This is a genomic window from Kitasatospora dryopteridis, assembly GCF_050749075.1.
Lineage (GTDB): Bacteria > Actinomycetota > Actinomycetes > Streptomycetales > Streptomycetaceae > Kitasatospora.
Genome location: NZ_CP192749.1, coordinates 3,290,970 through 3,314,138 on the forward strand (window position 1 = coordinate 3,290,970; position 23,169 = coordinate 3,314,138).

26 protein-coding genes and 1 pseudogene are annotated in these 23,169 nt (G+C 71.0%); 2 read left to right on the plus strand and 25 right to left on the minus strand.

Annotated elements, in window-relative coordinates:
* Positions 1–26 precede the first annotated feature (26 nt).
* The 4 genes from ACQ614_RS14825 to ACQ614_RS14840 all read right to left on the minus strand — a co-directional run bounded on the left by ACQ614_RS14825 (position 27) and on the right by ACQ614_RS14840 (position 4,548).
* A complete protein-coding gene (locus tag ACQ614_RS14825; RefSeq protein ID WP_431679060.1) occupies positions 27–1,367 on the minus strand; it encodes an alpha/beta fold hydrolase in 1,341 nt (446 codons plus the stop codon).
* Positions 1,364–2,557 (minus strand): alanine racemase, encoded by a 1,194-nt coding sequence (gene alr / locus ACQ614_RS14830; RefSeq protein ID WP_431679061.1) that lies wholly within the window; start codon positions 2,555–2,557, stop codon positions 1,364–1,366. Before alr ends, ACQ614_RS14825 begins: the two co-directional genes overlap by 4 nt.
* 143 nt (positions 2,558–2,700) lie before the next feature.
* Positions 2,701–4,158 (minus strand): NAD(P)H-hydrate dehydratase, encoded by a 1,458-nt coding sequence (locus ACQ614_RS14835; protein WP_431679062.1) that lies wholly within the window; start codon positions 4,156–4,158, stop codon positions 2,701–2,703.
* 21 nt (positions 4,159–4,179) lie between these two features.
* Entirely contained in the window at positions 4,180–4,548 is a 369-nt protein-coding gene (locus ACQ614_RS14840) for a holo-ACP synthase (RefSeq protein WP_363491903.1), read from the minus strand.
* A gap of 151 nt (positions 4,549–4,699) precedes the next feature.
* Here ACQ614_RS14840 and ACQ614_RS14845 point away from each other — a divergent pair, with 151 nt between their 5' ends.
* The gene (locus ACQ614_RS14845) at positions 4,700–5,248 is read left to right on the plus strand and encodes a Uma2 family endonuclease (RefSeq protein WP_431683930.1); all 549 of its coding nucleotides are present in this window, start codon (positions 4,700–4,702) and stop codon (positions 5,246–5,248) included.
* 39 nt (positions 5,249–5,287) lie between these two features.
* Here ACQ614_RS14845 and glmS read toward each other — a convergent pair whose 3' ends face one another.
* Positions 5,288–7,144, minus strand: coding sequence for a glutamine--fructose-6-phosphate transaminase (isomerizing) (gene glmS, locus ACQ614_RS14850; protein ID WP_431679063.1), 1,857 nt, complete (start codon positions 7,142–7,144; stop codon positions 5,288–5,290).
* A 122-nt stretch (positions 7,145–7,266) separates the two neighbouring features.
* On the opposite strand from glmS, the gene coaA reads away from it, so the two are divergent.
* The gene (gene coaA / locus ACQ614_RS14855) at positions 7,267–8,259 is read left to right on the plus strand and encodes a type I pantothenate kinase (protein ID WP_431679064.1); all 993 of its coding nucleotides are present in this window, start codon (positions 7,267–7,269) and stop codon (positions 8,257–8,259) included.
* Positions 8,260–8,350: 91 nt separating this feature from the next.
* Here coaA and glmM read toward each other — a convergent pair whose 3' ends face one another.
* The 20 genes and pseudogenes from glmM to rplF form a co-directional block, all read right to left on the minus strand.
* Positions 8,351–9,715: a phosphoglucosamine mutase gene (gene glmM, locus ACQ614_RS14860; RefSeq protein WP_431679065.1), complete on the minus strand. Its 1,365-nt coding sequence runs from the start codon at positions 9,713–9,715 to the stop codon at positions 8,351–8,353.
* 159 nt (positions 9,716–9,874) lie between these two features.
* Positions 9,875–10,378 carry a 30S ribosomal protein S9 gene (gene rpsI, locus ACQ614_RS14865; protein ID WP_431679066.1) on the minus strand — a complete coding sequence of 168 codons (504 nt, stop codon included), beginning with the start codon at positions 10,376–10,378 and terminating at the stop codon, positions 9,875–9,877.
* A gap of 48 nt (positions 10,379–10,426) precedes the next feature.
* Entirely contained in the window at positions 10,427–10,870 is a 444-nt protein-coding gene (gene rplM, locus ACQ614_RS14870) for a 50S ribosomal protein L13 (protein ID WP_030263432.1), read from the minus strand.
* Between the two features lie 209 nt (positions 10,871–11,079).
* Entirely contained in the window at positions 11,080–12,738 is a 1,659-nt protein-coding gene (locus tag ACQ614_RS14875) for an ABC-F family ATP-binding cassette domain-containing protein (RefSeq protein WP_431679067.1), read from the minus strand.
* Between the two features lie 61 nt (positions 12,739–12,799).
* A pseudogene (truA, locus tag ACQ614_RS14880) lies at positions 12,800–13,698 on the minus strand (tRNA pseudouridine(38-40) synthase TruA).
* Between the two features lie 90 nt (positions 13,699–13,788).
* Positions 13,789–14,274, minus strand: a complete 486-nt coding sequence (gene rplQ / locus ACQ614_RS14885; protein WP_431679068.1) for a 50S ribosomal protein L17 — start codon at positions 14,272–14,274, stop codon at positions 13,789–13,791.
* Positions 14,275–14,400: 126 nt separating this feature from the next.
* Positions 14,401–15,423: a DNA-directed RNA polymerase subunit alpha gene (locus ACQ614_RS14890; protein ID WP_030263446.1), complete on the minus strand. Its 1,023-nt coding sequence runs from the start codon at positions 15,421–15,423 to the stop codon at positions 14,401–14,403.
* A gap of 143 nt (positions 15,424–15,566) precedes the next feature.
* Positions 15,567–15,974 carry a 30S ribosomal protein S11 gene (gene rpsK, locus ACQ614_RS14895; RefSeq protein WP_030232513.1) on the minus strand — a complete coding sequence of 136 codons (408 nt, stop codon included), beginning with the start codon at positions 15,972–15,974 and terminating at the stop codon, positions 15,567–15,569.
* Between the two features lie 72 nt (positions 15,975–16,046).
* On the minus strand, positions 16,047–16,427 hold the full coding sequence (gene rpsM / locus ACQ614_RS14900) for a 30S ribosomal protein S13 (RefSeq protein WP_030263448.1): 381 nt from the start codon (positions 16,425–16,427) through the stop codon (positions 16,047–16,049).
* 176 nt (positions 16,428–16,603) lie between these two features.
* Positions 16,604–16,717, minus strand: a complete 114-nt coding sequence (rpmJ, locus tag ACQ614_RS14905; protein WP_003956441.1) for a 50S ribosomal protein L36 — start codon at positions 16,715–16,717, stop codon at positions 16,604–16,606.
* A gap of 35 nt (positions 16,718–16,752) precedes the next feature.
* Positions 16,753–16,974 (minus strand): translation initiation factor IF-1, encoded by a 222-nt coding sequence (infA, locus tag ACQ614_RS14910; protein WP_003956442.1) that lies wholly within the window; start codon positions 16,972–16,974, stop codon positions 16,753–16,755.
* 191 nt (positions 16,975–17,165) lie between these two features.
* Complete coding sequence (gene mscL, locus ACQ614_RS14915) at positions 17,166–17,600, minus strand: large conductance mechanosensitive channel protein MscL (protein ID WP_431679069.1); 435 nt, start codon at positions 17,598–17,600, stop codon at positions 17,166–17,168.
* Between the two features lie 95 nt (positions 17,601–17,695).
* On the minus strand, positions 17,696–18,532 hold the full coding sequence (gene map, locus ACQ614_RS14920) for a type I methionyl aminopeptidase (RefSeq protein WP_363493314.1): 837 nt from the start codon (positions 18,530–18,532) through the stop codon (positions 17,696–17,698).
* Positions 18,533–18,659: 127 nt separating this feature from the next.
* Positions 18,660–19,319, minus strand: coding sequence for an adenylate kinase (locus tag ACQ614_RS14925; protein WP_363493312.1), 660 nt, complete (start codon positions 19,317–19,319; stop codon positions 18,660–18,662).
* Positions 19,319–20,629, minus strand: coding sequence for a preprotein translocase subunit SecY (gene secY / locus ACQ614_RS14930; RefSeq protein WP_431679070.1), 1,311 nt, complete (start codon positions 20,627–20,629; stop codon positions 19,319–19,321). Before secY ends, ACQ614_RS14925 begins: the two co-directional genes overlap by 1 nt.
* Positions 20,630–20,932: 303 nt before the next feature.
* Positions 20,933–21,385 (minus strand): 50S ribosomal protein L15, encoded by a 453-nt coding sequence (rplO, locus tag ACQ614_RS14935; protein ID WP_095874457.1) that lies wholly within the window; start codon positions 21,383–21,385, stop codon positions 20,933–20,935.
* 1 nt (position 21,386) lies between these two features.
* A complete protein-coding gene (gene rpmD, locus ACQ614_RS14940; protein ID WP_014136270.1) occupies positions 21,387–21,569 on the minus strand; it encodes a 50S ribosomal protein L30 in 183 nt (60 codons plus the stop codon).
* Positions 21,569–22,189: a 30S ribosomal protein S5 gene (rpsE, locus tag ACQ614_RS14945; protein WP_263104954.1), complete on the minus strand. Its 621-nt coding sequence runs from the start codon at positions 22,187–22,189 to the stop codon at positions 21,569–21,571. Before rpsE ends, rpmD begins: the two co-directional genes overlap by 1 nt.
* Positions 22,190–22,237: 48 nt before the next feature.
* Positions 22,238–22,621 carry a 50S ribosomal protein L18 gene (rplR, locus tag ACQ614_RS14950; protein WP_363493306.1) on the minus strand — a complete coding sequence of 128 codons (384 nt, stop codon included), beginning with the start codon at positions 22,619–22,621 and terminating at the stop codon, positions 22,238–22,240.
* A 3-nt stretch (positions 22,622–22,624) separates the two neighbouring features.
* Positions 22,625–23,164 carry a 50S ribosomal protein L6 gene (rplF, locus tag ACQ614_RS14955; protein ID WP_363493304.1) on the minus strand — a complete coding sequence of 180 codons (540 nt, stop codon included), beginning with the start codon at positions 23,162–23,164 and terminating at the stop codon, positions 22,625–22,627.
* Between the last annotated feature and the right edge of the window lie 5 nt (positions 23,165–23,169).

A 23,169-nucleotide genomic window follows, 5' to 3' on the forward strand; every position in this document is an offset into this window, starting at 1 on the left:
TTCCGGGTGGCGGCGGGCGCCGCGGGTCAGTGGTCGGGGCGCAGGGCGGGCGGCGGGACGGCCCGGGCGTGGTCGGCGGCGCGGTGCAGCAGCTCGGACAGGTGCCGGTCGACCTCGTCCGGGCGTTCCAGCATCAGCAGGTGCCCGGTCTCGGGGAGGACGACGAGTTCGGCGCCGGGCAGCGCCCGGGCGATCTCCTCGCTGTGCGCGGGCGGGGTGAGCAGGTCCTCGCTGCCGGCCAGGACGAGGACGGGGATGCCGTCGAGGGCGGCGAGGGCGGCCTTCTTGTCGTGCAGGCCGAACGCCGGGTAGAACTCGGCGACCACGTCGATCGGGGTGGCGTCGAGGAGCTGTTCGGCGAACCGGACGACCTGCGGGTCGACGTCCTTGGAGCCGAAGGAGAAGCGGCGGTAGAAGACGGCGGCGACGTCCGCGCCGAACCTGCGGGTCGCCTCGACCAGCTCGACCTGGCGGCCGAGGAGCTTCACGGTGGCGGGGGCGAGCTTGCGCAGCAGCCGGGCGCCGGCCGGCGGGAGGCCGAGGGTGACGGAGTTCCAGTCGCCGGCGAGGGTGCCGACCAGGCCGACGCCGGCGACGCGCTCGCGGAACAGCTCGGGGTACTGGTCGGCGAGGGCCATCACGGTCATGCCGCCCATGGAGTGGCCCACGAGCACGACGGGGCCCTCGGGGGCGACCGCGTCGAGGACGGCCTTGAGGTCGGCGCCGAGCTGGTCGATCGAGGCGGGCTCGCCGGCGAGGTAGGAGCGGGACCGCTCGGAGCGGCCGTGGCTGCGGTGGTCCCAGAAGACCAGCCGCATGCCCTCGCGGAACGCGGCGCGCTGGAAGTGCCAGCTGTCCTGGTTGAGGCAGTAGCCGTGGCAGAAGACCACGGTGAGCTGCGGCGGCGCCTCCGCGGCGGCCCGTCCGGGGCGCCGGTCGGCGCGGGTGAGGGCGCCGGTGCCGCCGAGCAGGCCGGGCAGCCCGGTGCGGTCGACCGGCCCGGTGCCGCGCCGCCGGGTGAACCAGGCGCGCCGGTGGCGGCCCTCCTCACCGGCCGGCTCGGGCGCGGGCTCGGCCCAGCCGGTACCGTCGAGCTCGACGTACAGCTCGGTGCCGTCGGGTGCGGCGACGGTGCGCGGGCGGCCGCGCAGCGAGCCGTAGGGGGCCGCGGCGTCGAGTTCCTCGCGGGCCCTGCGGCGCATGGAGCGGCCGACGGTGAGCCGCTCGATGGCGACGCCCGCGGCGGCGCCGGCCGCGACCACGCCGAGCGATATGCCGATCAGCCCGGCCCGGCTCACGCCGCCGGAGGCCGCCCCGGCGGCCTTGGCCACCGCGGCGACGGGGCTGCCGTCGGCGGGCTGGGTCATCGGGCTCCCGTCCACGCGCTGTCGCCGATGTAGCGACGCGGGACCCTGGAGCCGATCCGGGTGATGATCTCGTACGAGAGGGTCCCGCAGGCGCGGCCCCAGTCCTCGGCGGTGGGTTCGCCGTGCTCGCCGCTGCCGAAGAGCCGGACCTCCTCGCCGACGGCCGGGGTGTCGCCGCCGAGGTCCACCACGAACTGGTCCATGGCGACGCGGCCGGCGACCGTGCGCCACTTGCCGGCGATCTGCACCGGGCCGGTGTTGGAGGCGTGCCGGGGGATGCCGTCCGCGTAGCCGACCGGGACGAGGCCGAGGGTGGTGTCGCCGGGGGTGGTGTAGTGGTGCCCGTAGCTGACGCCGTGCCCGCCGGGGACGGTCTTGACCAGGGCGAGGCGCGCGCTGAGCGACATCACCGGGCGCAGCCCGAAGTCGGCCGGGGTGCCGATGTCGGGCACCGGCGACAGGCCGTACATGGCCAGGCCGGGCCGGACGAGGTCGTAGTGCGACTGCGGCAGCAGCAGGGTGGCGGGCGAGTTGGCCAGGTGGCGGACCTCGGGGCGCACCCCGCGGCCCTCGGCGTGCGCGACGGCACCGGCGAAGGAGTCCAGCTGGGCCTGGACGGAGGGGTGGCCGGGCTCGTCGGCGGCCGCGAAGTGCGACCACAGGCCGACGACCTCGATCATGCCCTCGGCCTGGGCGCGCAGCGCGGCGTCGACCAGGACGGGCCAGTCGTGCGGCTGGCAGCCGTTGCGGCCGAGGCCGGTGTCGGCCTTCAGGTGGACGCGGCCGGGCACGCCGGTCTCGCGGACGGCGGCGAGCAGCTCGTCCAGCGCCCACAGGCCGCTGACGGACACGTCGACGTGCGCCCGCAACGCCTGCTGCCAGGGGCCGCCGGGTGTCCACAGCCAGCACAGGATGCGGGCCTGGTCCGGATGGATGCCCGCGGCGCGCAGGGCCAGCGCCTCCTCGGGGGTGGCCGTGCCGAGCCAGCGGACGCCTGCCGCGACCGCCTCGCGGGCGCACGGCAGCGCGCCGTGGCCGTAGGCGTCCGCCTTGACCACGGCCATCAGCGCGGCATCGGTGCGCGCCCCCAGTGCGGCGAGGTTGTCGCGCAGGGCGGCCAGATCGATGGCGGCCTCGGCGCGGACCCCGCGGGTGAGGGCGGTCGTCCCGGTCGTCTTCGCAGTTGTCATCGCGTATCAGTCTCCCAGACCGGCGCCGCTGCCCGGCTCACGACCCCGGCCGGGCACGGCGGTCGTCAGTGGGAGACGCACGAAACGGAGCATTCGGTTCCGCGGCACCGTACCGCTCCGGGCCCGCGGCGGCGCGGGCGGGCTCAGCGGCCGCCCGCCGCCGAGCGCACCGCCCGCCAGGCCTCCGGCAGCGCCTCCGCGACGTCCAGGGCGGCGGTGGGGGCGCCGTCCGCGGCGGTGCGTCCGGCCAGGCCGTGCAGGTAGGCGGCCGCGGAGCCGGCGTCCAGCGGCCCGAGGCCGGCCGCCAGCAGGGCGCCCGCCAGCCCGGACAGCACGTCGCCGCTGCCGGCCGTGGCGAGCCAGGACGTGCCGGTCGGGTTCACCCGGACGGCGCCCTCCGGGTCGGCGACCACCGTCGTGGAGCCCTTGAGCAGCACGGTGGCCCGGTAGGCGGTGGCGAGCCGCCGTGCGGTGGCCAGCCGGGCCGCCGCGAGGCCGTCCGCGGCGGGCGGCGCTCCGCCGTCCGCGCCCGCGAGCAGCCGGGCCGCCTCGCCGGTGTGCGGGGTGAGCAGGGTGGGCGCCGTCCGGCCGGCCAGTGCGGCCGGGCCGAGCCGGGCGAGCTCGGTCAGGCCGTCCGCGTCGACCAGCACCGGCACGTCGGCCGCCAGCACCTGCGGCAGCAGCCCCTCGGCGCCCTCGCCGGAGCCCGGGCCGACCACCCAGGCCTGGACCCGGCCCGCCTCCCGCGGCCCGCCCTCGGTCACCAGCGCCTCCGGGAAGCGCCGCACCACCTCGGCGGCCGCCGTCCCGGCGTAGCGCACCGCGCCGGCCCCGCCGCGCAGCGCCCCGGCGACGGCCAGCACCGCCGCCCCCGGGTAGCGCGCCGAACCGGCCGCCACCCCGACCACGCCGCGCCGGTACTTGTCGCTCTCCGCCCCGGGCAGCGGCAGCAGCGCGGCGACGTCCGCGTGCTGCAGCACGGCCACCGGCGCCGGCGGCAGCTCCAAACCGATCCCGACCAGTTGCAGCACACCGGCGTACGAGGCGCCCGGATCGACCAGCAGCCCCGGCTTGTGGGTGCCGAAGCAGACCGTCACGTCCGCGCGCAGCGCCACCCCCGGCACCTCGCCGGTGTCCGGGTCCACGCCGCTCGGCACGTCCACCGCGACCACCCGTCCCCGCCGGGGCAGTGCGGCGTACGGCTGGGCCTCGGGCCGCAGCCCGCCGCGGCCGCCGATCCCGACGATGCCGTCCAGCACCAGGTCGGCCCGCTCGAACTCGCCCTGATCCGCCGTCACCCGGCCGCCGGCCGCCCGCAGTGCGGCGAGGCCGCCGGCGTGCGCCTTCTCCGGGTTGAGCAGCACCGCGGACACCCGTGCTCCGCGGCGGGCCAGCCGCGCACCCGCGTACAGGGCGTCACCACCGTTGTCCCCGCTGCCCGCCAGCACCAGCACCCGGCTGCCGTAGACCCGCGGCAGCAGGCGCGCGCAGGTCGCGGCGAGGCCGGCGGCGGCCCGCTGCATCAGCGCGCCCTCCGGCAGCCGGGCCATCAGGTCGGCCTCGGCGGCCCGGACCTGGTCGACGGTGTGTGCACGGCGCAAGGCGGCCTCCCGTGGCTGGCGTCAGCCTTCGGCGATCACTACCGCCGACGCTACGCCCGCATCGTGGCTCAGCGACACATGCCACGACCTGACGCCCAGTGCGGCGGCCCGCTCGGCGACCGTGCCGGTGACCTTGAGCACCGGCCGGCCGGAGTCCTCGGTGTGCACCTCGGCGTCCGTCCAGCGCAGCCCGGGGGGCGCGCCGAGGGCCTTGGCCAGCGCCTCCTTGGCGGCGAACCGGGCGGCGAGCGAGGCGGTGCCGCGGCGCGCCCCGGACGGCAGTGTCAGTTCGGCCTCGGTGAACAGCCGGTCCGCGAGGTGCGGGGTGCGTTCCAGCGAAACCCCGAACCGCTCGATCTCCGCGACGTCGATCCCGACCCCGATGATCACCCGCGTACTCCTTCTCCGACACCGGCCGCTGCCCGGGACTGTACGGCACACTTTCGAGTGAGAACCGCTGCGAGCCCCCTCCGGTACCGATCCGTACGCCTACCGTGTGCCACGGCGCCGATCGGCAGGAGGGAGAAGGGCCATGGTTGCCATGCCGGCTGTCGAGCACCCGCTGCCTGCGGACGACCTGCTCCGGACGTTCCTGGAGCTGGACACCCCGCCGGGCTTCAAGGCCGAGCTCATCGAGGGGGAGATCGTCGTGACATCGCCACCGGACGGATCTCACGAGACCGTGTTCGCGCTGCTCGCCCGGGAGTTCATGCGCAGATCGGCGGCGGAACTCGACCTGTCGGGCATGAAGGGGCTCATCACGCCGTCCGGCCGGTTCATTCCGGACGGGACGATCAGCCCGGTGGGGCACTTCGAACACGCCGCGCCGTGGGCCGACGCCGCAGGTGTGCTCCTGGTCTTCGAGATCACCTCCACCCGCCCCGAGAAGGATCGCGGAGCCAAGCGCCTCGGCTACGCCGCCGCAGGCATCCCCTGTTACCTGCTGATCGACCGGGACGAGGGCCGGGCCACGCTGTTCACCGACCCTGCGGACGGGGACTACACCGTCCACGTCCAGGCGGCCTTCGGCAAGCCCCTCGACCTGCCCGCACCGTTCTCGTTCGCGCTCGACACGGAGCCCCTGCGGTAGGGCACAGCCACCGCAGGGGCCCCGGTCGGGCGGGGCCGGCTACTCGACGGTGACCGACTTCGCCAGGTTGCGCGGCTGGTCGACCTCGTGGCCCTTGGCGGTGGCCAGCTCGCAGGCGAAGACCTGCAGCGGCACCGTGGAGACCAGCGGCTGCAGCAGCGTCGGGGTCGCCGGGATGCGGATCAGGTGGTCCGCGTACGGGACGACGGCCTCGTCGCCCTCCTCGGCGATGACGATGGTGCGGGCGCCGCGGGCGCGGATCTCCTGGATGTTGGAGACGATCTTGTCGTGCAGGATCGACCGGCCGCGCGGCGACGGGACGACCACGACGACCGGCAGGCCCTCCTCGATCAGGGCGATCGGGCCGTGCTTGAGCTCACCGGCGGCGAAGCCCTCGGCGTGCATGTAGGCCAGCTCCTTGAGTTTCAGCGCGCCCTCCAGGGCGACCGGGAAGCCCACGTGGCGGCCGAGGAAGAGCACCGAGCGGGCGTCGGCCAGCGAACGGGCCAGCTCGCGGACGGGCTCCATGGTCTCCAGCACCTGCTCCACCTGCTTCGGAGCGTCGCCGAGCTCGCGGATGATGGTGAAGATCTCGTCGCCCCACTTGGTGCCGCGGACCTGGCCCAGGTACAGCGCGACCAGGTAGCAGGCGACCAGCTGGGTGAGGAACGCCTTGGTCGAGGCGACCGCGACCTCGGGGCCGGCGTGGGTGTAGAGCACCGCGTCCGACTCGCGCGGGATGGTGGAGCCGTTGGTGTTGCAGATGGCCAGCACCTTGGCGCCCTGCTCGCGGGCGTGCCGCAGCGCCATCAGGGTGTCCATGGTCTCGCCGGACTGCGAGATGGCGATCACCAGGGTGCGGTCGTCCATGATCGGGTCGCGGTAGCGGAACTCCGAGGCGACCTCGACCTCGCAGGGGATGCGGGTCCAGTGCTCGATCGCGTACTTGGCGATCATGCCGGCGTGGAAGGCGGTGCCGCAGGCCACGATGACGACCTTGTCGACCTCGCGCAGCACCTGGTCGGAGATGCGCAGCTCGTCGAGGGTGAGCCGGCCGTCGGTGCCGATCCGGCCGAGGAGGGTGTCGGCGACGGCCTTCGGCTGCTCGGCGATCTCCTTGAGCATGAAGTAGTCGTAGCCGCCCTTCTCGGCGGCGGAGGCGTCCCAGTCGACGTGGTACTCGCGGACCTCGGCCGGGTTGCCGTGGAAGTCGGTCACCGTGACGCCCTCGCGGCGCAGCTCGACGACCTGGTCCTGGCCGAGCTCGATCGCCTCGCGGGTGTGCGCGATGAAGGCGGCGACGTCCGAGGCGAGGAAGTTCTCGCCCTCGCCGCGGCCGACGACCAGCGGCGAGTTGCGGCGGGCGCCGACGACCACGTCGGGCGCGTCGGCGTGCACGGCGACGAGGGTGAAGGCACCGTCCAGCTGGCGGCAGACCACGCGCATGGCCTCGGCCATGTCGCCGTCGTAGGCCTCGGCGAGGAGGTGGGCGACGACCTCGGTGTCGGTCTCGGAGCGGAGGGTGTGGCCGCGCTCGGCGATCTCGGCGCGCAGCTGGGCGAAGTTCTCGATGATGCCGTTGTGCACGACGGCGACCTTGCGGTCGTCGTCCAGGTGGGGGTGGGCGTTGGCGTCCGTCGGGCCGCCGTGGGTGGCCCACCGGGTGTGGCCGATACCGGTGGTGCCCGCCGGAAGAGGGGTCTCGGCGAGGGACTTCTGGAGGTTGGCGAGCTTCCCGGCCCGCTTGTCGGTGGCGAGGCTCCACTGCCCGTCGAGCCCCTGGGTCTGGACGGCCACACCGGCGGAGTCGTAACCCCGGTACTCCAGCCGTTGCAGACCTGCAATCACTACGTCGAGGGCCGTCTGGGACCCCACATATCCAACGATTCCGCACATGCGTGCCAGCATATGCGGCGTTTCGTTCACCGAGGTCACGCTCGCTGCTCACCCCGGTCACGCCTTGCGGACACCCCGCGTGACCGAGGACACAGCATCCCGGCAGGCCGCGACGGCCCACAATGGACATTGTGCTGACCGAACTCTGTACGAGGGGCGCCTCCCAGGCTCCCACCCCCTCCCCGTACGTGGATCTGGACCGGTCCGAGTGGAGTGCGCTGCGGGAGCGCACGCCTCTGCCGCTGACGGCCGACGAGGTCGAGCGTCTGCGCGGCCTGGGCACCGCGCTGGACCTGGACGAGGTTCGGGACGTCTACCTGCCGCTGTCCAGGCTGCTCAACCTCTACATCCATGCGACGCACGAGCTGCGCGGCACCCTGGGCACCTTCCTGGACACCCCGGACACCGAGCGCACCCGCACGCCGTTCATCATCGGCGTGGCCGGCTCGGTGGCGGTGGGCAAGTCGACCACGGCCCGACTGCTGCAGGCCCTGCTGGCCCGCTGGCCCGAGCATCCGCGGGTCGAGCTGGTCACCACCGACGGCTTCCTGCTGCCCAACGCGGAGCTGCGGCGGCGCGGGCTGATGGCCCGCAAGGGCTTCCCGGAGTCCTACGACCGGCGGGCGCTGATGCGGTTCGTCGCCGACGTGAAGGCCGGCAAGGAGCGGGTGACCGCCCCGGTCTACTCGCACCTGGTGTACGACATCGTGCCCGGCGAGCGGCTGACCGTGGAGCGCCCGGACATCCTCATCGTCGAGGGCCTGAACGTCCTTCAGCCCGCCCTCCCCGGCAACGACGGCAGGACCCGGCTGGCCGTCGCCGACTACTTCGACTTCTCCATCTACGTCGACGCGCGCACCGACGACATCGAGCGCTGGTACCTGGACCGCTTCCGCAAGCTCCGCCAGACGGCCTTCCAGGACCCGAACTCCTACTTCCGGCGCTTCACCGAAGTCCCGGAGGAGGAGGCGATGGACTACGGCCGACAGGTCTGGCGCACCATCAACAAGCCCAACCTGCTGGAGAACGTCCTGCCGACCCGCGGCCGGGCGACCCTGATCCTGCAGAAGGGCCAGGACCACAAGGTCCGCCGGGCCCTGCTCCGCAAACTCTGACGGAACGCCACAAGGGGCGCGTGGACTGCGCGAGGCGGTGGGTGACGAGTTGTCGCCCACCGCCTCGCGCAGTCCGCGCGCCCCTCGGCGGTTATCCCAGGTGCGTCTTGACCACGTCGGCGAGGCGCTCGGCGACGGCCTTGGCCCGGGCCTCGTCCGCGGCCTCGACCATGACGCGGACCAGCGGCTCGGTGCCGGACGGCCTCAGCAGCACCCGGCCGGTGGTGCCCAGCTCGGCCTCGGCCTCGGCGACCGCGGCGGTGAGCTCGGCGCTGGTGCCGACCCGGCTCCTGTCCACGCCCTTCACGTTGATCAGGACCTGCGGCAGGCGGGTCATCACGGCCGCGAGGTCGGCCAGCGACTGCTTGGTGGCGGCCAGGCGGGCGCCCAGCATCAGGCCGGTGAGGGTGCCGTCGCCGGTGGTGGCGTGGTCGAGCAGGATGACGTGGCCGGACTGCTCGCCGCCGAGGGCGAAGCCGTGCTGCTTCATCGCCTCCAGCACGTAGCGGTCGCCGACCGCGGTCTCCACCAGGTCGATGCCCTCGCGCTGCATGGCCAGCTTGAAGCCCAGGTTGGACATCACGGTGGCGACCGCGGTGTTGCGGCGCAGCGTGCCGGCCTCCTTCATGGCGACGGCGAGGATGGCGATGATCTGGTCGCCGTCGACCTCGTTGCCGTCGGCGTCGGCGGCCAGGCAGCGGTCGGCGTCGCCGTCGAGGGCGATGCCGAGGTCGGCGCGGTGCTCCTTCATGGCGCTGCGGAGCTTGTCGAGGTGGGTGGAGCCGACGCCGTCGTTGATGTTGAGGCCGTCGGGCTCGGCGCCCAGGGTGTAGACGACCTCGGCGCCGGCCCGGGCGAAGGCCTCGGGAGCGACCCGGGCGGCCGCGCCGTGGGCGCCGTCGATGACGACCTTGACCCCGTCCAGACGGTTGGGCAGCACCGCGATCAGATGGGCGACGTACTTGTCGAAGCCCTCGGTGTACTGGCGGACGCGGCCGACGGCGGCGCCGGTGGGGCGCTTCCAGTTCTCGTCGCCGACGCCGTAGCGGTTGTAGTGCTCCTCGATGGCGTCCTCGATGGCGTCGTCCAGCTTGTGGCCGCCGCGGGCGAGGAACTTGATGCCGTTGTCGGGCATCGCGTTGTGGCTGGCGGAGAGCATGACGCCGAAGTCGGCGCCGAGCGAGCCGGTGAGGTAGGCGACGGCCGGGGTGGGCAGCACGCCGACCCGCAGGACGTCGACGCCGGCGCTGGCGAGGCCGGCGATGACGGCGGCCTCCAGGAACTCGCCGGAGGCCCGCGGGTCGCGGCCGACCACGGCGACCGGCCGGTGCCCCTCGAAGGCGCCGGCGTCGCCGAGCACATGCGCCGCGGCGACCGACAGGCCGAGAGCCAGTTCGGCGGTCAGGCCCTCGTTGGCCACGCCGCGTACCCCGTCCGTACCGAAGAGTCGTCCCACTGTTCCCGTCCTTTTCGCCCTGCTCGTTGGTTCTCCACTCTCCCGCCGTCCGCACCGGGCGGGAGAGCACGACGCCCCGGAGTACACGAGGTACTCCGGGGCGTACGGGTTGCACCGGGGGTGCGCACCACCGGAGCGGCACGCACCCCCGGGGTGCAATTAGCGCTTGCTGTACTGCGGCGCCTTGCGGGCCTTCTTCAGACCGGCCTTCTTGCGCTCGACGGCGCGGGCGTCACGGGTCAGGAAGCCGGCCTTCTTGAGCGGGCCGCGGTTGTTGTCCACGTCCGCCTCGTTGAGGGCACGGGCCACGCCGAGGCGCAGCGCGTAGGCCTGACCGGAGACGCCGCCACCCGCGATGCGGGCCACGACGTCGTAACGGCCGTCGAGCTCGAGGAGCTTGAACGGCTCGTTGACGGTCTGCTGGTGCACCTTGTTGGGGAAGTAGTTCTCCAGGGTGCGACCGTTGATCTTCCACTTGCCGGTGCCCGGGACGATGCGCACGCGGGCGATCGCCTCCTTGCGGCGGCCGAGGCCGGCGCCCGGGATGGCCTCGCCGAAGCGGCCGGCCAGCGACTCGGTGGTGTACTCGGTCTCCGAGGTGTACTCCTCGACGTTCTCGTCGAAGTCGACCTCGAGGGTGTTCTCGATGGCAGTCTCGGCCACGGTGTTCCTCAGCTCTCGCTACTCAGTGATGGGGTCTGTCGGCCGGAATTACTGCGCGACCTGGGTGATCTCGAACGGCACCGGCTGCTGGGCAGCGTGCGGGTGCTGGTCGCCCGAGTAGACCTTGAGCTTCGAGAGCATCTGACGGCCGAGGCTGTTCTTCGGGATCATGCCCTTGATGGCCTTCTCGACGGCCTTCTCCGGGTTCTTGTCCAGGAGGTCGTCGTAGCGGACCGAGCGGAGACCGCCCGGGAAGCCGCTGTGGCGGTAGGCCATCTTCTGGGTCTTCTTGTTGCCCGACAGGTGAACCTTGTCGGCGTTGATGATGATGACGAAGTCACCAGTGTCAACGTGCGGCGCGTAGATCGCCTTGTGCTTGCCCCGCAGGAGGTTGGCGGCCTGGGAGGCCAGGCGGCCGAGCACGACGTCGGTCGCGTCGATGACGTGCCACTGACGCTGGACGTCGCCGGGCTTGGGGCTGTACGTACGCACGGTCGTAGCCTTCGCTTTTCAGTGAGTGGGTCCTGACAGGAGCACCGGACGAAAAGAACAGCCCGACCCACCTTGGACGCAATTCAAGGGGAGCCGCTGATCGTCAGCCTGATGTCTCCGGCGTACCGACCTCTCACGTGAGATAGAGCGAGCCAATACGCACAACAAGTGGTCAGCTTACCGGGCGCTCCGCGGGGGGTCAAAACGCCTCAGCGGTCACGGACCACCCGGGTCTCGTCCCAGACCGGCTCCGGCGACTCGTAGACGCGGCCGTCCGAGCCGAAGACCAGGAAGCGGTCGAAGCTGCGGGCGAACCAGCGGTCGTGGGTGACGCACAGCACCGTGCCGTCGAACGCCTCCAGGCCCTGCTGCAGCGCCTCGGCGCTCTCCAGGTCGAGGTTGTCGGTGGGCTCGTCGAGCAGCAGCGCCGTCGCGCCGGACAGCTCCAGCTTGAGGATCATCAGCCGGGCCTGCTGGCCGCCGGAGAGCGACTCGAACTTCTGCTCCTCCTGGCGGTCGAGCTCGTAGCGGCGCAGGGCCGCCATCGCGGCGCCGCGGCCGAGCGCGTGCTCCTCCTCGACGATCGTCCGCACGGTGCGGCCGAGCAGCTCGGGGTGGGCGTGCGTCTGGCGGAAGTGGCCGGGCACCACGCGGGCGCCGAGCTTCCAGGCGCCGCCGTGCTTCACGGTGTCGTCGCCGGCCAGCAGCCGCAGGAAGTGCGACTTGCCGGAGCCGTTGGAGCCGAGCACCGCGACCCGCTCGCCGTAGAAGACCTCCAGGTCGAAGGGCTTCATCAGGCCGCTGAGCTCCAGGCGCTCCATGGTGAAGGCCCGGACGCCGGTGCGGCCGCCCTTGAGCCGCATGCTGATGGACTGCTCGCGCGGCGGCGCCTCCGGCGGGCCGGCGTCCTCGAACTTCTTCAGCCGGGTCTGCGCGGCGGAGTACCGGGAGGCCATCTCGTGGCTGACCGCGGCGGCCTGTCGGAGGGTGACGACGAGCTTCTTGAGCTTGGCGTGCTCCTCGTCCCAGCGGCGGCGGAGCTCCTCGAAGCGCTCGAAGCGGGCGCGGCGGGCGTCGTGGAAGGAGCCGAAGCCGCCGCCGTGCACCCAGACGCTGCTGCCGGCCGCACCCGACTCGACGCTGATGATCTTCTCGGCGGTGCGGGAGAGCAGCTCCCGGTCGTGCGAGATGAACAGCACCGTCTTGTTGGTGGCCTTGATGGCCTCCTCCAGCCAGCGCTTGCCGGGGACGTCGAGGTAGTTGTCCGGCTCGTCGAGCAGCAGGACCTCCTCGGGGCCGCGCAGCAGCGCCTCCAGGACGAGCCGCTTCTGCTCGCCGCCGGAGAGCGTGTTGAGGCCGCGGAACTGCGCCCGGTCGAAGGGCATCCCGAGGGCGGCGGTGGTGCAGACGTCCCAGACGGTCTCGTAGTCGTAGCCGTCGGCGTCGGCCCAGTCGGCGAGCGCCTGGGCGTAGCGCATCTGGGTCTTCTCGTCGTCCTGGGCGAGCATGGCGAGCTCGGCGGCGTCCACCGCGCGGGCTGCGGTGGCGATGCGCTCGGGGGCGACGGAGACCAGCAGGTCACGGACGGAGGCATCGGCGGGCAGGGCGCCGGGGGTGTCGCGCCGGTCCTCGCGGCCGCTGGTGCCGACGAACTGGCGCATCACCCCGAGGCCGCCGCTGACGGTGACGCTGCCGCCGTGCGGCTGCACGTCGCCGGCGATCATGCGCAGCAGGGTGGTCTTGCCGGCTCCGTTGGCGCCGACCAGGGCGACCGCGGCGCCCTCGCCGACCCGGAAGGACGCGTCGGCGAACAGCACCCGCCCGTCCGGCAGGTAGTACTCAAGGTGCGAAATCTCGACGTGTCCCATGGTTCCGGATTGTGCCAAGCGGGTGAGCCAGGGCCCAAACCGTTTTACCGCCGGCGGCCGGTCAGGCCTGTCCGGGCAGGGTCCGCATGCGACGGGCGAGGCGGTTGCGCTCGGCGAGTTCGCCGTCGGCCGGGTAGCCGACCTCCTCCAGGGTCAGGCCGTACGGGCGGACGACGTTGACCGCGGAGTTGCGCACCCGGCCGGCCAGCACCTGGCCGGGGAAGTCGACCGGACGGTGGCCGTCGCCGACCAGCAGCATCGCGCCGACCAGCGAGCGGACCATGTTGTGGCAGAACGCGTCGGCGCGGACGGTGGCGACGGCGAGGGAGCCCTCCTGGGTCGCGTAGCCGTCCACCGGCACGCGGTCCCAGTGCAGTTCGAGCAGGGTGCGGATGGTGGTGGCGCCCTCGCGCTTCTTGCAGTACGCGGCGAAGTCGTGCTCGCCGAGCAGCAGCCGGGCGGCCTCGTTCATCTTCTCGATGTCGAGCGGGCGGTCGTGCCACAGGACGTGGCCGCGCAGCAGCGGGTCCACGCCCCCGGGGTGGTCGGCGACCCGGTAGGCGTAGCGGCGCCAGATCGCGGCGAAGCGGGCGTCAAAGCCGTGCGGTGCCTCGGAGACCCGGTAGATCCGGATGTCGGCGGGCAGCGGCCGGCGAGGCGGCGGAGCAGCTTCTCGCCGTGCTCGGCCCACAGCTGTTCGGGCAGGTCGACGTGGGCGACCTGGCCGCGGGCGTGCACGCCGGCGTCGGTGCGGCCGGCCACGGTCAGCGGGAAGCCGATGGCGCTGCGGGTGACGATCTGCAGGGCGTTCTCGATCTCCTCCTGCACGGTGCGCCGGCCGCGCTGGCGGGCCCAGCCGGAGAACTCGGCGCCGTGATAGGCGAGGTCGAGCCGGATGCGGCGGAAGCCCTCGGCCGGCCCGTCCTTGACGGGGGGCTGCTCGGCACAGTCGTTGGCCACTTCGTACTCCTGGGAGGGCTGCCTGCGGGAACTGCTCGGGCCCGCCCTCCCCACGGATGGGAGGGCGGGCCCGGGTGACACCTGGGGGCGTCAGGCCTCGGTGGGCTCCGCGGCCTCGGCCTCGTCGGCCTTGGTCTCCTCGACCTTGGCCTCCTCGGCCTCCTTGACCGCGCGCTTGGCAGCGGCCTCGGCCTCGGCGACGGTGGCCTTGGTGGCGATCTCGCCCTCGACCAGCTCGATCACGGCCATCGGGGCGTTGTCGCCGCGACGGGTGCCGATCTTGGTGATGCGGGTGTAACCGCCGGGGCGGTTCTCGAAGCGCGGCGCGATCTCGGTGAAGAGGGTGTGCAGCACCGAGACGTCGGTGATGGTCTTGCGCACCAGGCGACGGTTGTGGATGTCGCCCTTCTTCGCCTTGGTGATCAGCTTCTCCGCCAGCGGGCGCAGGCGGCGGGCCTTGGCCTCGGTGGTGGTGATGCGGCCGTACTGGAACAGCTCACGGGCCAGACCGGCGAGCAGCAGGGGCTCGTGGTGCGGGCCGCCGCCGAGGCGGGCACCCTTGGTGGGACGCGGCATGGAATGACTCCTCGTATCTCCGACTGCGGCCGTACCAGGTACCGCAGCGGGCGTACGGGCACTGTGCCCGTACGACTTGCATGGTGACGGGGGCGGTCCGCTGGGGACCGCCCCCGGCCCAAATCCTTAGTACTGCTCGGTCTCCGCGTAGCCCTGGTCGTCCAGGTCGTCGGCGCCGAAGGCGTCGGCGGCAGCGGTCGGGTCGAACCCGGGCGGGCTGTCCTTGAGGGCCAGGCCCATGCCGGCCAGCTTCGCCTTGACCTCGTCGATCGACTTCGCACCGAAGTTGCGGATGTCGAGCAGGTCGGCCTCGGAGCGGGCGACGAGCTCACCCACGGTGTGGATGCCCTCGCGCTTGAGGCAGTTGTAGGAGCGGACGGTGAGCTCCAGCTCCTCGATCGGCAGCGCCAGGTCGGCGGCCAGGGCGGCATCCGTCGGGGACGGGCCCATGTCGATGCCCTCGGCGTCGATGTTCAGCTCGCGGGCGAGGCCGAACAGCTCCACCAGGGTCTTGCCGGCCGAGGCCATGGCGTCGCGGGGACGCATGGCGGGCTTGGTCTCGACGTCGACGATGAGCTTGTCGAAGTCGGTCCGCTGCTCGACTCGGGTGGCCTCGACCTTGTAGGTGACCTTCAGCACGGGGCTGTAGATCGAGTCGACCGGGATGCGGCCGATCTCCTGGCCGGAGGCCTTGTTCTGGACGGCGGAGACGTAGCCGCGACCGCGCTCGACGGTCAGCTCCATCTCCAGCTTGCCCTTGCCGTTGAGGGTGGCGAGGACGAGCTCGGGGTTGTGCACCTCGACACCCGCCGGCGGGGCGATGTCGGCGGCGGTGACCACACCGGGGCCCTGCTTGCGCAGGTACATCACGACCGGCTCGTCGTGCTCCGAGGAGACGACCAGCTGCTTGATGTTGAGGATGAGGTCGGTCACGTCCTCCTTGACGCCCGGCACGGTGGTGAACTCGTGCAGGACACCGTCGATCCGGATGCTGGTGACAGCGGCGCCGGGGATCGAGGAGAGGAGCGTGCGGCGGAGCGAGTTGCCGAGGGTGTAGCCGAAGCCCGGCTCCAGCGGCTCGATCACGAACCGCGAGCGGAATTCGTCGACGACCTCTTCGGTCAGCGAGGGGCGCTGAGCGATCAGCATGAGGTGTGTTCCTCCAGTTGTCTTCGGCACCCACTATTTGATGCCGATGGACTCAAGCGTACGGCCTCCCGCACCAGGCGGGAGGCCGACGCACGTACTACTGCGGACCCGGGAGGGCCTGCCGTGTGCCCGAAGGCGCAGCGTCAGACGCGGCGGCGCTTCGGCGGGCGGCAGCCGTTGTGCGGGGTGGGGGTGACGTCCTGGATCGAGCCGACCTCGAGGCCGGTGGCCTGGAGGGAGCGGATCGCGGTCTCACGGCCGGAGCCCGGACCCTTGACGAAGACGTCGACCTTGCGCATGCCGTGCTCCTGCGCACGACGCGCGGCGGCCTCGGCGGCCATCTGCGCGGCGAACGGGGTGGACTTGCGCGAGCCCTTGAAGCCGACGTGGCCGGCAGAGGCCCAGGAGATCACGTTGCCCGCGGGGTCGGTGATCGAAACGATGGTGTTGTTGAACGTGCTCTTGATGTGGGCGTGCCCGTGAGCGACGTTCTTCTTCTCCTTGCGGCGGATCTTCTTCGCGCCGGCAGCCTGACGACCCTTGGGGGGCATAAGTCTGTTCTCCTGATGAGGTGGTCGGTCCGCTAACCCGCGGGCCGGAGGGATGTCCGGTTACGGGACGGACTACTTCTTGCCCGGCTTCTTCTTGCCGGCAATCGCGCGACGCGGGCCCTTGCGGGTACGCGCGTTGGTGTGGGTGCGCTGGCCGCGGACGGGCAGACCGCGACGGTGACGCAGGCCCTCGTAGCAGCCGATCTCGACCTTGCGGCGGATGTCGGCGGCGACCTCACGGCGGAGGTCACCCTCCACCTTGTAGTTGGCGTCGATGTACTCGCGCAGCTTGATGAGGTCTTCCTCGGAGATGTCGCGAACCCGGACGTCGGGGCTCACGCCGGTCTCGGCGAGGGTCTGCTGGGCGCGGGTGCGGCCGATGCCGTACACGTACGTGAGGGCGATCTCGATCCGCTTCTCGCGGGGGAGATCAACGCCGGCGAGGCGTGCCATTCATGGCTCCTGTGGTTCTTCAGAGGTCTTGCGTGCCGCCTGCTCCGTCGCCTCTCGGCGAGGGAGCCCCGGCCTCTGACCGGGGGTGGCAGTCCGTCCCAGGGGGTCGGATCGGGCAGCCCGCGTATGACGTTGTGCGCGTCGCGCGAAGTACTACGAGAAATGCTGGGGAGAGATCAGCCCTGGCGCTGCTTGTGGCGCAGGTTGTCGCAGATCACCATGACCCGGCCGTGGCGGCGGATCACCTTGCACTTGTCGCAGATCTTCTTGACGCTCGGCTTGACCTTCATGCTTCAGGTTCTCCGGGTCTAGATCTGACGGTTGTTTACTTGTAGCGGTAGACGATCCGGCCACGCGTCAGGTCATAGGGGCTGAGCTCCACCACGACCCGGTCGTCCGGGAGGATACGGATGTAGTGCATCCGCATCTTGCCGCTGATGTGCGCGAGGACCTTGTGACCGTTCTGCAGCTCGACCTTGAACATGGCGTTCGGAAGAGACTCGATCACGGTGCCCTCGATCTCAATGGCGCCTTGCTTCTTTGCCATGAACTGCGAGATCCACCTTCCGGGGCCGGCTACCGCATGCGGCACGCTCGTGCGAGCCTGGGTCCACCCCACCCCGTCCGGTAGCCCTTGCGGGATTCCTGCCGAGAAGAGGGCGTGCCGAAGCACGCTACGAGGAGCCGACGCATCAGTCTACGACAGGCTCCAAGCGGACGCCAAAACGGCCCGCGCGGTCACCCTCGGTACTGAGCGGGGACCGGCACGACCGGCTCGACCACCGCGGTGCACGCCGCGCAGCGGCGGGCGGCCTCGGGAATCTCGGTCAGGCACTCGGGGCAGGGGCGCTTCGGGGTCTTCGGCTTCTTCGGCATGTAGCGGGCGGTGGCCTTGGTCACCGGCAGCACCACGCAGAAGTAGAGCACCGCCGCGGTCATGAGGAAGGCGATCAGGACGTTGAGGAACTGCCCGTACTTGAACTCCACCCCGCCGATGTGGGCCGAGTAGCTGCTGAAGTCGCCCGCGGCGCCGACCACCACACCGACCAGCGGGGTGAGGAAGGCCGACACGAAGCCGGTCACGACGGCGGTGAACGCCGCACCGATGACCACACCGACGGCCATGTCGATGACGTTCCCGCGCATCATGAAGTCACGGAAGCCCTTGAGCACTGCTGTCTCTTCTCCTCGTACGGCTGTCAGCAGACAAAATACGGCGAAGGGCCCGGAGGGCGAAACCTCCGGGCCCTTCGCTCGTGCACGTGATGTCAGGCCAGCGGGTCCGGGGCGGCGGTGACCCCCAGCTTGGCCAGCTCGGCGCGGCCGCCGTCGAAGGCCGTCAGCACCAGCGGGCCCTGCTCGGTGACGGCCACCGAGTGCTCCCAGTGCGAGGCCCAGGTGCCGTCGTTGGTGACGACCGTCCAGTCGTCCTCCACCACGGTGGAGTGCGGGGTGCCGAGCGTCACCATCGGCTCGATCGCGAGCACGGTGCCGGGGACGAGCTTGGGGCCCTTGCCGCGGCCGGCGACGTAGTTCAGCACGTGCGGCTCCATGTGCATCGCGGTGCCGATGCCGTGGCCGCCGTAGCCCTCCACGATGCCCCACTTGCCCTTGGGGGGAAGCGGCTGGCGGCGGATGAAGCCCTCGATCGCCCGGGAGACGTCGACCAGGCGGTTGCCCTTCTTCATCTGGGCGATGCCGGCCCACATCGAGCCCTCGGTGACCCGGCTCAGCTGAAGGTTCTCCGGGGCGGTCCCGCCGACCGCGACGGTGATCGCCGCGTCGCCGTGCCAGCCGTCCAGGATCGCGCCGCAGTCGATGGAGATGAGGTCGCCCTCCTCCAGTGCGCGCTCCCCCGGGATGCCGTGGACGATCTCGTTGTTGACCGAGGCGCAGATCACCCCGGGGAACCAGAGGCCGCCGTGGTGGGCACGGAAGTTGGAGGTCGCGCCGTGGTCGGTGATGACCTTGTCGGCGATGTCGTTGAGCTCCTGGGTGGTGATGCCCGGTGCGACCGCCTCCCGGCAGGCCTTGAGCGCCTCGGCGACGACCAGCCCGGCCGCCCGCATCTTCGCGATCTGCTCGGGGGTCTTGATCTCCACCATCTGGTCACGCCTTCCACTGTCGGACGCCGCCCGGTCCTTGCCGGGCGGCCGTGCACTCGCTACCACCGTACGACGCCGCAACGGCCGGGAGGCCCCGTGAGGGGGCTCCCGGCCGTTGCGGGCCGTCTCAGGCGGACTTCTTCTGCTCCAGGGCGCCGATCGCGCGCTCGGTCACCTCGTCCACCTTGCCGAGGGCGGAGATGGTGACCAGCAGGCCCTGGTCGGCGTAGTAGCCGATGATCGGCTCCGTCTTGGAGTGGTACTCCTCCAGGCGGACCCGCACGGCCTCCTCGGTGTCGTCCGAGCGCTGGTACAGCTCGCCGCCGCACTCGTCGCAGACGTCCTCGGTCTTCGGCGGGTTGTAGACCACGTGGAACACGTGGCTGCCCTCGTTGCGGCACAGCCGGCGGCCGGCGATCCGCTTGACGACCTCGTCCTCGGGGACCTCCAGGTCGAGCACGCCGTCGAGCACGATGGCCTGCTCGGCGAGGAACTCGTCCAGGGCCTTGGCCTGGCCCAGGTTGCGCGGGAAGCCGTCGAGCAGGAAGCCGTTCGCGGCGTCCGGCTGCAGCATCCGGTCCTTGGCCATGCCGATGGTGACCTCGTCCGGCACCAGCCGACCCGCGTCCATGTACGCCTTGGCCTCGAGCCCCAGCGGGGTGCCCTGGCTGATGTTGGCGCGGAACAGGTCGCCAGTGGAGATGTGCGGGATGGACAGGGTCTTGGCGAGCACGTGCGCCTGAGTACCCTTCCCGGCCCCGGGAGGTCCGACGAGGACGATACGCATCAGCGGAGGAACCCTTCGTAATTGCGCTGCTGGAGCTGGCTCTCGATCTGCTTCACAGTTTCGAGTCCGACGCCGACGACGATGAGCACGCTGGTGCCGCCGAACGGGAAGTTCTGGTTCGCGTTGAAGGCAACCAGGGCGATCATCGGGATCAGCGCGATAAGGCCCAGGTAGAACGATCCTGGCCACGTGATTCGGGTGAGCACGTAGTTCAGGTACTCGGCCGTCGGTCGGCCCGCCCGGATGCCCGGGATGAACCCACCATACTTCTTCATGTTGTCCGCAACTTCTTCGGGGTTGAAGGAGATGGCCACGTAGAAGAACGCGAAGAAGACAATCAGGACGAAGTACGTCGCCATGTAGATCGGGTGGTCGCCCTTGACGAAGTGCCCGTTGATCCAGTTCGCCCAGCCCGCCTTGCTGTTGGTGAGCTGAACCACCAGCGCGGGGATGTAGAGCAGCGACGAGGCGAAGATGACCGGGATCACACCGGCCTGGTTGACCTTCAGCGGGATGTAGGTCGAGGTGCCGCCGAAGGCGCGGCGCCCGATCATGCGCTTGGCGTACTGCACCGGGATGCGGCGCTGGGCCTGCTCCACGAAGATCACCAGGCAGACCACCACGATGCCGATCGCGATGACGCTGAAGAACTCGACCCAGCCGTCGCCGATCTTGCCGGACTGCTTGATCGCCCACATCGAGCCGGGGAAGCCGGCCGCGATGGAGGTGAAGATCAGGATCGACATGCCGTTGCCGATGCCGCGGTCGGTGATGAGCTCACCCAGCCACATGATCACGGTGGTGCCCGCGGTCATGGTGATGACCATCACGGCGATCCGGAAGACGCTGCCGTCCGGGACGACCTCGTTGGCGACCGAGCAGCCCTGGAACAGCGCACCGCTGCGGGCGGTCGCCACGATGCCGGTGCCCTGCAGGACGGCCAGGCCGATGGTCAGGTAACGGGTGTACTGCGTGATCTTCGCCTGGCCGGCCTGGCCCTCCTTCTTCAGCGCCTCGAGCCGCGGAATCACCACGGTGAGGAGCTGGAGGATGATGCTGGCCGTGATGTACGGCATGATGCCGAGCGCGAAGATCGTCAGCTGCAGCAGCGCATTGCCGCTGAACAGGTTCACCAGGCCGAAGAGGCCACTGGACGAGGTGTCCTTGATGCACTGGTTGACAGCGACGAAGTTCACGCCCGGGATCGGAACGTGTGCGCCCAGCCGGAACAGCACCATGATGCCCAGCGTGAACAGCAGCTTCTTGCGCAGGTCGGGCGTCTGGAACGCCCGCGCGAACGCACTGAGCACGGTGCCTCCTGCGCCTCCCGCACGGTGACGGCGGGAGGGTCGGTCCTGATGGGGGGGTGTGTGGGTTTCCTGGCTCCCGTACGACTGCACAGGCATGCCTGACCCGCAGCCTACAAGGGAACCCAACGGACTCTAACAGTGTGCGGCAACGTCGGTGAAGCGCGTCCCGGCGCCATCGGGCCCCGACCGGCCGGGATGCCCGGTTTTGGCCGGTGTTGAGCACACGTCAGATTTCCCGTGGGCGGGTAAAGCAGCGGGCCCGCACCTCCCGAGAGAGGTACGGGCCCACGTGGGTCAACGAGTTCAGAGGAGCTCGGTGACGGAGCCGCCGGCGGCGGCGATCTTCTCGGCGGCCGAGCCGGAGACGGCGTCGACCGTCACCTGCAGCGCGACCGAGACCTCGCCCTGGCCGAGGACCTTGACGAGCTCGTTCTTGCGAACGGCACCCTTGGCGACCAGGTCGGCCACGGTGACCTCGCCACCCTGCGGGTAGAGCTCGGCCAGCTTGTCCAGGTTCACGACCTGGAACTGCTTGTGGGCCGGGTTCTTGAAGCCCTTCAGCTTCGGCAGGCGCATGTGGAGCGGCATCTGGCCACCCTCGAAGCGCTGCGGAACCTGGTAACGGGCCTTGGTGCCCTTGGTACCACGACCGGCGGTCTTACCCTTGGAACCCTCACCGCGACCCACACGGGTCTTCTCGGTCTTGGCTCCGGGGGCGGGCCGCAGGTTGTGGATCTTGATCGGCGAGTCCGCCATGTCAGTCCACCTCCTCGACCGTGACGAGGTGACGAACGGTGTGGACCATGCCGCGGATCTCCGGGCGGTCCTCCTTCACCACGGTGTCGTTCAGCCGCTTCAGGCCGAGCGAACGCAGGGTGTCACGGTGGTTCTGCTTGCTACCGATGTAGGACTTGGTCTGCGTGACCTTCAGGCGAGCCATCAGGCGCTCACCCCAGCCGCGCGGGCCCGCAGCAGAGCGGCGGGGGCCACGTCCTCCAGCGGCAGGCCACGACGGGCGGCGATCTCCTCGGGGCGCACGAGGCCCTTCAGAGCGGCCACCGTGGCGTGCACGATGTTGATCGCGTTGTCCGAGCCGAGCGACTTCGACAGGATGTCGTGAACGCCGGCGCACTCCAGGACGGCACGCACCGGGCCACCGGCGATAACACCGGTACCGGGGGACGCCGGCTTCAGCAGCACGACGCCGGCGGCCTTCTCGCCCTGGACGGGGTGCGGGATGGTGCCCTGGATACGGGGGACCTTGAAGAAGTTCTTCTTGGCCTCCTCAACACCCTTGGCGATGGCGGCCGGAACCTCCTTCGCCTTGCCGTAACCGACACCCACGGTGCCGTCACCGTCGCCCACCACGACCAGCGCGGTGAAGCTGAAACGACGACCACCCTTGACAACCTTGGCGACACGGTTGATCGCGACGACGCGCTCGACGTAAGCGGTCTTCTCGACGGCGGGGGCGTTGCCCCGGTCGTCACGCTTACGGTCGCGCCGCTCGCCGCCGGTGCCGCCGCCGGCGCCGCTACCGCGGCGCTGGGGTCCAGCCATTGGAATTACCTCTCTCGTTTACGTCCGCCGACAGAGTCGACGAGCGGCTTAGAAGTCGAGCCCGGCCTCGCGGGCCGCGTCCGCCAGGGCGGCGATGCGGCCGGCGTACCGGTTGCCCGCGCGGTCGAAGACGACCGACTCGACGCCGGCGGCCTTGGCGCGCTCGGCGACCAGGCTTCCGACCTTCTTGGCCAGCTCGGTCTTGTCGCCCTCGGTGCCGCGGATGGACACGTCGAGGGTGGACGCCGACGCCAGGGTGTGACCCTTGGCGTCGTCGATGACCTGGGCGACCATGTGGCGGTTCGAGCGGGTCACGACGAGGCGCGGACGCACCTCGGTGCCGGTGACGCGCTTGCGAACGCGGATGGCGCGGCGCTTGCGGGCGGCGTTCTTGTAGGCGTTGCCCTTGCCGATCTTGACAGAGACGCTCATCGCTTACTTACCACTCTTTCCGACCTTGCGGCGGATGACCTCGCCCGCGTACTTGACGCCCTTGGCCTTGTACGGGTCGGGCTTGCGCAGCTTGCGGATCTTGGCAGCGACCTCGCCGACCTTCTGCTTGTCAGTGCCGTCCACGTGGAACTTGGTGGGCGACTCGACCACGAAGGAGATGCCCTCCGGGGCCTCGACCAGGATCGGGTGGCTGTAGCCGAGCGAGAACTCCATGGCGGAGCCCTTCGCGGCGACTCGGTAACCAACACCGCTGATCTCCAGCGACTTGCGGTAGCCCGCGGTCACGCCGGTGATCATGTTCGCCACCAGCGTCCGCGACAGGCCGTGCAGGGCCTTCGACTGACGCTCGTCGTTCGGGCGGGTGACGAGCAGCGTGCCGTCCTCGCCCTTGCCGATCTCGATCGGCGCGGCGACGACGTGGGTGAGGGTGCCCTTGGGGCCCTTCACCGAGACCGTCTGGCCATCGATGGTGACGTCCACGCCGGCGGGAACCGGGATGGGCAGCCGTCCAATGCGCGACATTGCTG